At 27.1% G+C, this 12,573-nt stretch carries 12 protein-coding genes; 10 read left to right on the plus strand and 2 right to left on the minus strand.

From position 1 onward, the window contains the following. Window positions 1–32 precede the first annotated feature (32 nt). From CRU93_RS03760 to ribD, 10 genes are all read left to right on the plus strand, one after another. On the plus strand, window positions 33–1,016 hold the full coding sequence (locus tag CRU93_RS03760; protein WP_129102850.1) for a bifunctional oligoribonuclease/PAP phosphatase NrnA: 984 nt from the start codon (window positions 33–35) through the stop codon (window positions 1,014–1,016). Then, window positions 1,003–2,382, plus strand: coding sequence for a M23 family metallopeptidase (locus tag CRU93_RS03765; RefSeq protein ID WP_129102851.1), 1,380 nt, complete (start codon window positions 1,003–1,005; stop codon window positions 2,380–2,382). The genes CRU93_RS03760 and CRU93_RS03765 overlap by 14 nt, the downstream gene beginning before the upstream one ends. Then, complete coding sequence (gene lpxC / locus CRU93_RS03770) at window positions 2,379–3,278, plus strand: UDP-3-O-acyl-N-acetylglucosamine deacetylase (RefSeq protein WP_129102852.1); 900 nt, start codon at window positions 2,379–2,381, stop codon at window positions 3,276–3,278. Before CRU93_RS03765 ends, lpxC begins: the two co-directional genes overlap by 4 nt. Window positions 3,279–3,287: 9 nt before the next feature. After that, complete coding sequence (locus tag CRU93_RS03775) at window positions 3,288–3,746, plus strand: hypothetical protein (protein WP_129102853.1); 459 nt, start codon at window positions 3,288–3,290, stop codon at window positions 3,744–3,746. 12 nt (window positions 3,747–3,758) lie between these two features. Continuing rightward, window positions 3,759–4,640: a homoserine kinase gene (gene thrB / locus CRU93_RS03780; protein WP_129102854.1), complete on the plus strand. Its 882-nt coding sequence runs from the start codon at window positions 3,759–3,761 to the stop codon at window positions 4,638–4,640. Between the two features lie 35 nt (window positions 4,641–4,675). Next, window positions 4,676–4,954, plus strand: a complete 279-nt coding sequence (locus CRU93_RS03785) for a DUF448 domain-containing protein (RefSeq protein WP_129102855.1) — start codon at window positions 4,676–4,678, stop codon at window positions 4,952–4,954. Next, window positions 4,944–7,643 (plus strand): translation initiation factor IF-2, encoded by a 2,700-nt coding sequence (gene infB / locus CRU93_RS03790; protein ID WP_129102856.1) that lies wholly within the window; start codon window positions 4,944–4,946, stop codon window positions 7,641–7,643. Before CRU93_RS03785 ends, infB begins: the two co-directional genes overlap by 11 nt. Window position 7,644: 1 nt before the next feature. Next, window positions 7,645–7,998, plus strand: a complete 354-nt coding sequence (gene rbfA / locus CRU93_RS03795; protein ID WP_129102857.1) for a 30S ribosome-binding factor RbfA — start codon at window positions 7,645–7,647, stop codon at window positions 7,996–7,998. Window positions 7,999–8,003: 5 nt separating this feature from the next. After that, window positions 8,004–8,432 (plus strand): ribosome maturation factor RimP, encoded by a 429-nt coding sequence (rimP, locus tag CRU93_RS03800; protein ID WP_129102858.1) that lies wholly within the window; start codon window positions 8,004–8,006, stop codon window positions 8,430–8,432. An 87-nt stretch (window positions 8,433–8,519) separates the two neighbouring features. Further along, the gene (ribD, locus tag CRU93_RS03805) at window positions 8,520–9,530 is read left to right on the plus strand and encodes a bifunctional diaminohydroxyphosphoribosylaminopyrimidine deaminase/5-amino-6-(5-phosphoribosylamino)uracil reductase RibD (protein WP_129102859.1); all 1,011 of its coding nucleotides are present in this window, start codon (window positions 8,520–8,522) and stop codon (window positions 9,528–9,530) included. Window positions 9,531–9,543: 13 nt separating this feature from the next. Here the strand turns inward: ribD and CRU93_RS03810 are convergent, their stop codons facing one another. Both CRU93_RS03810 and efp read right to left on the minus strand, forming a co-directional pair. Further along, window positions 9,544–11,766, minus strand: coding sequence for a methyl-accepting chemotaxis protein (locus tag CRU93_RS03810; RefSeq protein ID WP_129102860.1), 2,223 nt, complete (start codon window positions 11,764–11,766; stop codon window positions 9,544–9,546). Window positions 11,767–12,010: 244 nt separating this feature from the next. Further along, the gene (efp, locus tag CRU93_RS03815) at window positions 12,011–12,571 is read right to left on the minus strand and encodes an elongation factor P (RefSeq protein ID WP_129102861.1); all 561 of its coding nucleotides are present in this window, start codon (window positions 12,569–12,571) and stop codon (window positions 12,011–12,013) included. Window positions 12,572–12,573: the final 2 nt, after the last annotated feature.

Genomic DNA, 12,573 nt, shown 5'->3' on the forward strand with positions numbered 1-12,573 from the left:
TTGTTACAATCTACAAGGAGTGCAAAGATAATATGAAAAAAGATTTTATACTGGATAATAAACTGGATTTTTCTAATTATAAAGAAGCGTTAGAATTAATAGAAAATAGTAGATATATTCTAATAATTACACATGTGAATCCAGATGCGGATACGATATCTTCAGCATTAGCCCTTTCAAATCTTTTTTTTGAAAATAAAATAAAACATAAAGTTTTTAATGTAAGTAGTGATTTACCACAAAATTTAAATTTTATAAATAGATTTGATAAAATCACTGATCAATTACCAAAGTTTTATGATTTAGCAATTAGTGTAGATTGTGGTACTTCAAAAAGATTTGGATTTGAATTACCAGATAATATTCCACTTATAAATATCGATCATCATAAATCAAATGATGGTTTTGGAAAAGTTAATATTGTTGATTATCAAAAAAGCTCAACAGCAGAGATAATGTTTGATTTTTTCAAATTTAATGGATTATATATCACAAAAAATTCTGCAACAGCACTTTATACTGGAATTTATGATGATAGTCTTAGATTTAGTATAGCAAGATGTGATGAAAAGACTTTTGAAAAAGCAAATTTTTTAGTTAAATGTGGAGCAAATCCATCAGAAATTGCAAGTAAATTATTAAGAAGAGATTCTTTAGCAAAATATAGAGTTATTCCCAAAATATTAGATAGCTTAGAGTTATTTAAACAAGGAGAATTAGCTTTTATAAAAGCAGAGCCCCATTGGCTAAAACAAACAGGTGCACATCTAAGAGATTGTGAAGATGCACTTGATATGATAATGAGTATTTCAATAGTTAAAATAGCAGTATTTTTAAGGGTCTCAAATAATCATATAAGATTATCAATTCGCTCAAAAGGAGATATTGATGTTTCTAAAGTTGCTTCAACTTTTGGTGGTGGTGGCCATACAAATGCAGCAGGATGCTCTTTAGAAACAACAAATTTAGATGAAGCAAAAAATATAGTATTAAAGGAAATTCTTGAAACGAAATAAGTCGAATAGTTTAGTAAAGTTTTTAACAATTATAGTTTTAGTAGGAATAGTGGGTGTTGTTGGGTTTATATATTTATCACCACAATTTGAACAAAATAAGCCAGAGATTAAAATTACAGATAAAAAAGAGTTTTGGAATTTAAAAGATTCGTTAAATATAAACATTAGTGATGAAAGTGGAATTAAATATTATAAGATTACTTATAAAGATGATAAGAATAAAACAGTTTTAAAAGAGAAAATATTAAAAGATATAAAAAAAGATATTAATTTAAAAATAAAAGCTCCAAAATTGGATATGTTTTTTAAAGGTAAAAATGTATCAATTATAGTTGAAGCTGTTGATAAGAGTAAATGGAACTTTTTTGAAGGTAATTCAATAAAAAAAGAGTTCAAAATCAAAATTGATAAACAAGCACCAATTGCTAATGTAATAGGAAACTCTTTTGCAATAAGAAGAGGTGGAAGTGCAGTAGTAGTAGTTCAAGTAAAAGATAAAAATTTAAAAGATGCATATATATCATTTAATAATAAAGAAAGATTTGAACTAATTCCTTTTTATAAAAAAGATTATTATATTGCATTAATTGCTTGGCCAATTACTATTTCTAATTTTGATAGAGTAAATCTAGTAGCAACAGATAAAGCAAATAATAAAACATTTACAAAAGTTCCTTTATATATAAGAAAATTGAGACAAAAAGATGAAAATATAAAAATATCTGATAGCTTTGTAAATAATATAAGTAAAAATGTATTACTTAAAAGTGGACTTGAAGTTCCTGATAATATAAAAGATATTTTCATAAAAGAGAATAGAACATTAAGAAAAATGAATACTGATATTATAAAAGAAGTTAGTAGAAAATTTATGAATAAAGATAAAATTGATAATTTTTATATTAAACCTTTCAAAAGATTAAGTGGTTCAAAAACAGTTGCAGGGTATGGTGATAGAAGACACTATTATTATAATGGAGAAAAAATTGATGATGCATGGCATTGCGGTTTAGATTGGGCAAGTATAAAACATGCTACAATTAAAGTTTCAAATAAAGGAAAAGTTATTTTTAATGACTATTTAGGAATTTATGGACATGCAATTATAATTGATCACAAATTAGGTTTACAAACACTTTATGCACATACAAGTAAAAATAATGTGAGTGTTGGTGAAGAGTTAAAAGCTAATAGTGCGATTGCAAACACAGGTTCAACTGGAGCAGTTTTTGGAGATCATCTTCATTTTGGGGTTTTAATTCAAGGAATTGAAGTTAATCCTTTAGAGTGGATGGATAGAAATTGGATTAGAACAAGAATTACAGAAGTTATAAATGAAGCTAAAAAGGTAATTGATAGTAAATGAAACAAAGAACAATAGCAAAAAGTGTTGAAATTGTAGGTATAGGTCTTCATAAAGGTGTTCCTGTTAAAATGAGATTGGAACCCTTAGAAGAGAATATGGGTATAATTTTTTATAGAAGTGATGAAGGCGTATCTATTCCTTTAAAAATTGAGAATGTTGTTGATACAAGAATGGCGACTGTAATTGGAATAGATAAAGTTGTAATTTCTACTGTTGAACATATATTATCTGCAATTTATGCATATGGAATTGATAATATTAGAATTGTTGTAGATAATGATGAAATTCCTGTTTTAGATGGAAGTTCTTCTGGTTATTGTATGTTAATTGATGAAGCAGGTATAAAAGAGCTTAATGCATCAAAAAAAGCAATAAAAGTTAAAAAAGAAGTAGAAATTACAACTGATGAAGGGAAAAGAGTGGCGTTAAAGCCTTCATCTCATATAATTTATGATTTTTCTATTGATTTTGAACATCCAGTTATTGGAGAGCAAACCTTTTTATTCGATTATTCAATTGATGAGTATAAAGAGAATATTAGTAAAGCTAGAACTTTTGGTTTTTTACATGAAGTGCAATATTTAAGAAGTATGGGTTTAGCACAAGGTGCTTCAATGGAGAATGCTATTGTATTAGATAATTCAAAAATATTAAATCCTGATGGATTAAGATATGATAATGAATTTGTTAGACATAAAATTTTAGATGCTGTTGGAGATATGTCTTTACTTGGGTATACACTTGTTGGTGAATACAATGCCCATAAAGGTAGTCATCATTTAAATCATTTATTAACTAAAAAATTATATGAAAGTGCAGATAATTATGAAATAATTGATTTAGAAGAAGCAGATGAAGAGTCAAAAGTATTTGAAATTGCTTATGCAAGAGCTTAAGGAAAATAATTGATAGATATATTTGTTATTACTATTTCAAATCCTTTATTAATTGGAATTTATAAAGATAAAAAATTAATAAAACAGATAAAACAAGAGGGTAAAACATCTGATGCTTTACCTATTTTATTTGAAAGTTTATTAAAAGAGTACAAAAATATTAGTGGTTTGTATTTTATAAATGCTCCTGGATCTTATATGGCTATAAAGGTTTCTTATATATTTCTAAAAACATTAAGTATTTCAAAAAATATCCCATTATATGCTAGTAATGGCTTTAACTTTAATAAAAATTCACCAATAAAAGCATTGGGTAAAAAGTATTTTATAAAACAAAATGATACCATTAAAGTAGATTTTTTAGATAATGATATTAAAATACACGACTTTAAATTACCAGATAACTTAGATATTAAGTTATTTGATGAAAATAATACATTGCCAGAATATAATTTACCAGCAGTATAAAAAGGAAACAAGTTGAGAGTAAGTGTACCTGCTACAAGTGCAAATATGGGACCAGGGTTTGATACATTAGGTATTGCCCTTCAAATAAAAAATCAAGTAATGATTAAACCTTCAAAATTTCATAGTGTATCTTTAAAAGGTGAGGGTTCTAATAATCCGGCTTTAAAAGATAATAATATGTTCATTTCTATTTTTAATGATTTTTATCATAATTTATCTACAAAAAGAAGAAATTTTAGATTTGAATTTTATAATGAAATTCCAATGTCAAGAGGACTTGGTAGTTCTTCAGCTGTTATTGTAAGTGCAATTGCATCAGCATATGCAATTGAAGGTGTTGATTTACCAAAGAAAAAATTGTTAAACTTAGCATTAGCATATGAAAATCATCCAGATAATATAACACCAGCTGTTATGGGTGGATTTAATGTTGCTACTATTAAAGATAATGAAGTTAAGTTTATAAAAAAAGAGATGCCAAAACATCTAAGAGCAATTGTTGTTATTCCAAATAGACCAATATCAACTAATATGTCAAGAAAAACATTGCCATACAAATATTCAAAAGATGATGCTGTTTATAATCTTTCTCATGCATCTTTATTAACTGCTGCATTTATGAGTGAAAATTGGGAAATGTTAAGAGTTGCTGCATTTGATAAATTTCATCAAAAATATAGAATGAAACAAATGCCAGAACTTTTTGAAGTACAAAAAGCTTCTTTAAGAGCTGGGTCATTGATGAGTACTTTATCAGGCTCTGGATCAACTTTTTTCTCACTTGCATATGCAGATGATTGTAAAAAAATTGAAAAGGAATTAAGAACAAGATTTCCCCATTTTAAGATTTTTACAACTGATTTTGATAACTATGGTGTAAGAGTAGAAAAGTAATAATTTCAAAATTAAGAAAAAGTTGGATATAATAATTGGCTGAATTAAAAAGACCTTTGCGAACATGTATAGTTTGTAGGGCAAAATTAGAAAAAGAAGAGCTATTAAGATTAAAATGTGAAAATAAAAAACTTCTAAAATATGATAATTATGGAAGAAGTTTTTATATTTGTTACTCTTGTATGCAGCATCTAGATGCCAAAGAGCTTAATAGTAAAGAAAATAAAAAAATACAAAAAGCATTATGCTTTCAATGTAAAAATAAAGACGAGTACTTAGTACAACTTAAGGAGATATTAACAGATGTCAGATAAAGTAAGAGTATATGAAATTGCAGATGAGGCGGGAGCTAATAGTAACGAAGTTATCAGCAAAGCCAAAGAAATGGGAATAGAACTAAAATCACCTCAAAGTGCAGTATCATTAGAACAAGCAGAAGCAATTGTAAACCAGATGATGAGTAGAGCGAAAGCACCATCAAAAAACAATACTTCTGCAAAAAGTAAAAAGACTGTTTCACCAAAACAATCAGAAGAGCCAAAAGCGGCTGAAGAAACAAATAAAGAAGAAAAACAGACTGAAACAAAAGAAGATGAGAGTAAATCTAAAGCTGTACAAAAAGAAGAAGTGATAAAACAAGAAGAAAAAGAAGAAAAAAAATCTGCAGAAGATACTAAAAAGCCTGTTAATACTCAAAAAGAAGAAAAAACTAACAATAATAGAATAATTCCAAAAAGAAGAGGATTAAAAATTGTTAAAAAGAAAAAGCCAGTTAATAATCATAAAATAGAAGATGATATTAAAAGTAGTGCTACTTCTGATTCTTCAAAACATAAAATGAAATCATTAAGTGAAATTCTTGGTGGAAGTAATGAAGATGAAAAAGTAAGTACAGCAAAACCTTCTACATCAGTTCAAACAAAACCTAAAGTTAAAAAAGAGAAGAAAAAAATTCCTCCAAAAGCTCATACTCACGGTAAAAAACTTGAATTAGATAAAGAGTTTGCAGATAGTGATGATTCTTTACTTGGTGAAGAAGTTGTATTATTAGATATGGGAGTTTCAGATGAATCTAAATTATTCCAAGATCAAAAAAATAATAACAATAACAACAATAACTCTTCTCAAAAACACTCTAGAAGTTCAAAACCAGCGGCATTTGGTAATAGACCACAAGGTTTAAAAAGAAAGAAAAGAAAGAAAAGAATTAAAAGAGTTGAAGAAACAAAAGAGATAACTGAAGTTACAATTCCTGAAGATATTAGAGTATATGAATTTGCAGAAGCTTGTGGAAAATCTCCAGCAGAAGTAATTACTGTATTATTTGGTTTAGGAATGATGGTTACAAAAAATGATTTCTTAAAGCAAGATGAGTTAGAAATTCTTGGTGAAGAGTTTGAAATAGAAGTTCATGTAAAAGATGCACTTGAAGATGCAAATTATATTGAAGATTATCAAGAAGAAGAGATTGATGAGTCAAACTTTATTACAAGACCTCCAATTGTAACTATTATGGGACATGTTGACCATGGTAAAACAACACTTTTAGATAAAATTAGAAGTTCAAAAACAGCTGCTGGTGAAGCAGGTGGTATTACACAACATATTGCAGCTTATACAATTAAACAAAATAACAACAAAATTACTTTTGTTGATACTCCAGGTCACGCAGCGTTCTCAGCTATGAGATCAAGAGGTGCTAATATTACAGATATTGTAATTATTGTTGTTGCAGCTGATGATGGTGTAAAACAACAAACTGAAGAAGTTATTTCTCACGCAAAAGCTGCTGGTGGTCCAATTATTGTTGCAGTTAATAAAATGGATAAAGAGGGCGCTAACATTGATATGGTTAAAGCTCAAATGGCAGAAAGAGATATGACTCCTGTAGATTGGGGTGGAGATGTAGAGTTTATTCCAGTTTCTGCAAAAACTGGTGAAGGAATTGATGATTTATTAGAAAATATTCTATTACAATCTGAAATTTTAGAACTATCTGCTGATCCAGAAGCAAAAGCAAAAGCTACTGTTGTTGAAGCTAGTTTAGAAAAAGGTAGAGGACCAGTTGCCACTGTTATTGTTCAAAATGGTACATTAAGAGTTGGGGATAATATTGTTTGTGATACTACATACGGTAGAGTTAAAGCAATTACAAATGATTTAGGTAAACAAGTTAAAGAACTTGGTCTTTCTGAAACTGGTAGGGTTCTTGGATTAAATGATGTTCCTATTTCAGGTACTATTATGGTTGCACAAGATTCAGATAAAGAAGCAAAAGATATTGCTACTACAAGAGCTGAACATGCAAGAGCAAAAGAGTTATCAAAATCTACTAAAGTTTCATTAGAAGAGATGAGTGGACTTATTGCTGAAGGTAAAATCAAACAACTTCCAGTAATCTTAAAAGCTGATGTTTCTGGTTCATTAGAAGCAATTAAATCAAGTTTAGAAGAGATTCATAATGATGAAGTAAAAGTAAAAGTAATTCATGCTGGTGTTGGTGGAGTTACGGAATCAGATTTAATTTTAGCAAGTGCAAGTGAAGGTTGTATTATCTTAGGGTTTAATGTTAGACCTACAGGTGCAGTTAAAAATAAAGCAAAAGCTGATGGAATTACAATTAATACTTATTCAATTATTTATGATTTAATTGATGATATTAAAGATACACTTTCTGGTATGATGAGTGCAATTATTAGAGAAGAAAACACTGGACAAGCTGAAGTTAGAGATACATTTGTTGTACCTAAAGTTGGAACTGTTGCAGGTTGTTTAGTAACTGATGGTAAAGTAATTAGAGGTGGTCATGCAAGAATTATTAGAGATGGAGTTGTTACTTATACTGGTAAAATTTCAAGCTTAAAAAGATTCAAAGATGATGTTAAAGAAGTATCTAATGGTTATGAGTGTGGTGTGATGTTTGAAAAATTCAATGATATAAAAGTTGGAGATTTCATAGAAACATTTATTCAAATTGAAGAAAAAGCACATATAGACGACTAAAATGAAAAGTGTAAATTTACAAAGAACAGAGTCTTTATTAATGGAATTAGTTCCAGAGGCTCTTTCTACATTAAAAGATAGTAGAATAAATTCCCTTTCAATTACAGATGTTGATTGTAAAAATGGTAAATATGATGCAACTGTATATTATGATGGAAGTGACTATACAAAACAAGAAAAACAAGCTTTAAACTCTTTATTAAATAAAGCTAGTGGACATATTAAAACATATTGTTTAAATGCAACAGGTTGGTATAAATGTCCAAATTTCAAATTTAAAGCAGATGATACTTTAGAAAAAAGTATGAAAATAGAAGCTTTATTTGACCAAATCAAATCAAAAAAACAGGACTAATCTAAATGAGTTTAGAAGAATCTATAGAAATGACAGTAAAAAGTTGTGGTGTTGAATTATATGATATCACTACAGCTAAAGAGAATGATAAAAACATTTATAGAATATATATAACATCAAAAGATGGTGTATCACTTGATAAATGTGCTGAAGTGTCAAGACTTATCTCTCCTATTTTAGATGTTGAAGAGCCTATGAGTGGAAACTATAATCTAGAAGTTAGCTCTCCAGGAATTGAGAGAAAATTAAAAAAACTTTCTCACTTTAAAGCATCAGTTGGCGAAAAAGTAAAAGTAAAAGATATTGCAACTGAAGTTTATAAAGGTGAATTATTAACTGCAGATGATGAAAAGATTGTTATAAAAACTGAATTTGGTGACGAAACAATTTCTTATGATTCAATACTTTCTGCTGCTACATTTTTTGAATGGTAATAGAGCTTAATTTAACTCTATTACTTTATTAACTACATATTTACTACTTTTACTATATACTACAACTAAAAATTATTTGGAATAACGATGAAAATAAATGATAAATTTTTTATGAAATTAGCAATAGATGAAGCATGGAAATACCAGTTTTTAACATACCCTAATCCAGCAGTTGGTTGTGTTGTTGTAAAAGGTGATAGTGAAATATTAAGTATTGAAGCTCATAAAGAAGCAGGTAAACCTCATGCAGAAGTAAATGCTTTAAAAGAAGCATTCTTAAAATATCATCCTAATGATGTATTAAAAACATATAGTGATAGCTTTCAAATTCATGATTATTTAATTAGAAATCATAATGGTTTTTTTAATGATTGTAGAGTTTATGTAACATTAGAACCTTGTAATCATACAGGAAAAACTCCTTCTTGTGCAAATTTATTAAAAGAGTTAAAACCTAAAAAAGTAATAATTGCTCATAAAGATCTAAATGAACAAGCAAAAGATGGTCAAAAAACACTAGAAGCTGCTTCAATAGAGTGTGAAGTAGGGTGTATGCAAAAAGAAGCTTATAATCTTTTATATCCATTTTTAAAATGGAATAGCTCAACATTTATATTTTATAAAATGGCACAAACATTAAATGGCACAATTGATGGGGGAAAAATCTCTTCAAATCATGCACTTGCATATGTGCATGCTTTAAGAGACAGAGTTGATTTATTAGTTATTGGTGGTAATACTGTTAGAGTTGATAAACCGATACTTGATGCAAGGCATGTAATTGGAAGACCACCTAATGTAATGATTTATTCAAAAAGAAAAATATTTGATAAAAATATTCCTTTATTTAAAGTGCCAAACAGAGAAGTTACAATTTCAAATGATTTATTTAAACTATTAGATAATAAATTTGTTATGGTAGAAGGTGGATATAATTTATTAGAAAAATTGAAAGAAAAAATAGATTTTATAGTATTACTTGTAACACCAAAGATGAGAGCTGGTTTAAATATAGAAAATGAAATGGAAATGGATTTTGAAATTATTCATGAAAATTTTATAGGAAAAGATAAACTAATGTATTTAAAAAGAAAATAGTAAGGTATTCTTACTATTTTCCAATAAACTCTTTTTCATTTACACTAGCTAATATTTTATGTGCAATATTAGATGTTTTATGTGCAATATCTGTTGTATGTGTAGCCATAGTAGCATTTTCTTGAGTTTGTGCATCTAAGGTATTAATTGCATTGTTTATTTGCTCTATACCAATTAATTGTTCTTTTGATGCATTTTCTATATCTTTAATAATATCTATGGTTTTTTGTAAATCAGAATTTAATTCTTCATACCCTTCAATCATTTCAATACTTATTTTTTTCCCATCATTTGCTTTAACTGTTGCTTTATCAACTAATTCTTTGATCTCTTTTGCAGCTTGAGCACTTCTGCTTGCAAGGTTTCTTACTTCTTGTGCTACAATTGCAAACCCTTTGCCAGCTTCTCCTGCTGTTGCTGCTTCAACTGCTGCATTTAATGATAAAATATTTGTTTGAAATGCAATTTGATCAATGATTGTAATTGCTTCAGCAATTGAATTAGTTTCATTATCTATTTCTTCCATAGAAGAAGTAGTTTTAGTAGCTAATTTTTCACCTTTTGACGATGATTCTTTTAAAGAATTTGCAAAGTTAGACATTTTTATTATATTGTCTGTGTTGTTTCTAATATTTCCAGTTATCTGTTCTACTGCTGCAGATGTCTCTTCTAATGATGCTGCTGCGTTAGAAGAAGAACTGTTTAGATTATCCACGTATTTAAGTAAATTATTTGAAGATTCTTCTAACTGCATTCCATCTTTTTTATTCTCAATTAGCATATTGTTAATTAAATCAATTACACTATTTAAAGCATATGATATTTTACCATTGTTATCTGATATCTTATTTGTAAAATCATTTTTTGATAACTTATCTAATACTTCTAAAATAATATTTGTATTTTTACCTACATTTTTTGAGAGTACTTCTAGCATTTCATTGAAACTATTTCTTAATTTTTCTAGACTCTCATCATTCATTTTAGTATCAAGTCTTTTTACTAAATAACCTTTTTTTATCTCATTAACAATTTTTTCTACATCACCTAAAAAGTTTTTTCTTTTTTCTAATTTAATTTTTGTTTTATTAATATTATCATTTATAATTCTTGACATATTACCAATTTCATCTTTACTATTATTAGTTAATAGTTTAACTTCAGTTGTTTCATTATTTAAAAATTTAAAAAACGTTATTAATCCTGTTTGAAAAGAGTTAAGTTCTTTTTTTATATATTTTGAAACAAAATATGAAATTATAAGTAGAATTATAATAGATAATATTGCAATCGTTATTGTTAGATATCTGATGATATTTTTTATATTGTTAACTGCAGATGCATAACTTGATTCAATTTTTTTATTCATATCTGTTAAATATATACCAGTAATTATAACCCAATTCCATTGTTTGAATTTTTTACCTATTGCTAATTTCTCATTTAATTGTTTTGTTTTAGGATTAAAAAATACATATGGTACATATGTTATATCACTGTTATTATTTTCCAAATTATCAAGTATCTGTTTTCTGTATGCTCTTCCTTTTTTATCTTTATGTGTTAAATCCCACTGCTTACCAAATCTTTTAAATTTTGAACCATCAACTACATACCATGCACTTTTATCTTTTTTTACTTCAACACCATAAAAGTAACCATTACCAAGAAATTTCAAGTTTGATAAAACATTAGCAGCACTTTTTTTATAACTATTTTGAATATCATTTAAAAATGCTTTTAGATATATAGTTATATTCATTTTACTAAAATAGAAAGATTTTATAATTTGTAAATCATCTTTTTTTGTTTTAGAATTATAAGTAGTATTTTCACTATTTATAATATTATTCCCTTTTTTTATTACAACGTTTTTATTTGCTGTAACTGAGTTATTTAATAATTTTTCTAATTGGTTTAATGAAATAGAATTGTTAATTAAATAAAATTTATTTAGATTTGATTTTAAATTATTTAGATTTTCATTTAGTTCATTCTCTATTGCAGATTTTGTACTCTTTTTTAAATATGAGTCAATTGATGTTTGAGCTAATTGTGTATATGCTTTAAGCTCTTCTTTTGCTGTTTGATTTACTAGCTTTGTAAAATCATTTTTTTGATACTGTGCTAATTTTTTAAATTCAATTGCCATAATAATGACAGAAATTAAAAATGTTAAAACAATAGATATTGTAACTATAGAAAGTATTTTATTTTTAATTGATAAGTTCCTCATAATGCTCCTTTATAAAAAATTATACCCTAATAATAAAAAAATAATTATTAAGCAGTAAAAACATAATTTAAATTAAAATTAAGGAAAATAGAATATAGTTTAGTTGAGCATAAATATTTACAAAAAAATAATGTAATAAAATAAAAAATAAAATTTATATGAGAAAAAATATAATAAAAAAATGTAAAATTTGAGATTTAAAATTTGGAAGAAAATAAAAAAGAGTGAATTTCACTCCTTTTTATTATTTAACTTTTTCTAAATAATCACCAGTTTTTGTATCAACTCTGATTACATCACCTTCAACCAAGTGAAAAGGTATTTGTACAACTGCACCAGATTCAAGTGTTGCAGGTTTTTTACCACCTTGTGAATCACCTTTAAAGTTTGGTGGAGTTTCAACAATTTTAAGCTCAACCACTGCTGGGGCTTCTACTGTAATAGCATTTCCATTGAAGAACATCATTTCAACATTCATTCCATCAATAATCCATTTTTCAGTATCACCAACTTGGTCATATGTTAAACCAATTTGTTCATATGATACTGTATCCATGAATTGAAGCATTTCTCCATCATCATATAGATATTGCATAGCTTTTTGTTCTAAATCTGGAGTTTCACATTTATCTCCAGCATGGAAAGTTTTTTCAATAACTTTTCCATTTAAAAATGATTTTATTTTACATCTAACAAATGCAGCACCTTTCCCAGGTTTTACATGTTGATATTCAGTAATTTTATAAGGAATTCCATCGATTTCGATTTTTAATCCCTTTTTTAATTCATTCATTGAAATCGCCATTA

Origin of the sequence: Arcobacter sp. CECT 8985 (assembly GCF_004116495.1) — a bacterium.
In the GTDB taxonomy this organism is placed as follows: domain Bacteria; phylum Campylobacterota; class Campylobacteria; order Campylobacterales; family Arcobacteraceae; genus Malaciobacter.

Excerpts from the sequence above, each read along its gene's own strand:
- rbfA (WP_129102857.1), top strand. The coding sequence starts at position 7,645 with ATGAAAAGTGTAAATTTACAAAGAACAGAGTCTTTATTAATGGAATTA.
- rimP (WP_129102858.1), top strand. The coding sequence starts at position 8,004 with ATGAGTTTAGAAGAATCTATAGAAATGACAGTAAAAAGTTGTGGTGTT.
- CRU93_RS03810 (WP_129102860.1), bottom strand. The coding sequence starts at position 11,766 with ATGAGGAACTTATCAATTAAAAATAAAATACTTTCTATAGTTACAATA.
- CRU93_RS03760 (WP_129102850.1), top strand. The coding sequence starts at position 33 with ATGAAAAAAGATTTTATACTGGATAATAAACTGGATTTTTCTAATTAT.
- lpxC (WP_129102852.1), top strand. The coding sequence starts at position 2,379 with ATGAAACAAAGAACAATAGCAAAAAGTGTTGAAATTGTAGGTATAGGT.
- efp (WP_129102861.1), bottom strand. The coding sequence starts at position 12,571 with ATGGCGATTTCAATGAATGAATTAAAAAAGGGATTAAAAATCGAAATC.
- ribD (WP_129102859.1), top strand. The coding sequence starts at position 8,520 with ATGAAAATAAATGATAAATTTTTTATGAAATTAGCAATAGATGAAGCA.
- infB (WP_129102856.1), top strand. The coding sequence starts at position 4,944 with ATGTCAGATAAAGTAAGAGTATATGAAATTGCAGATGAGGCGGGAGCT.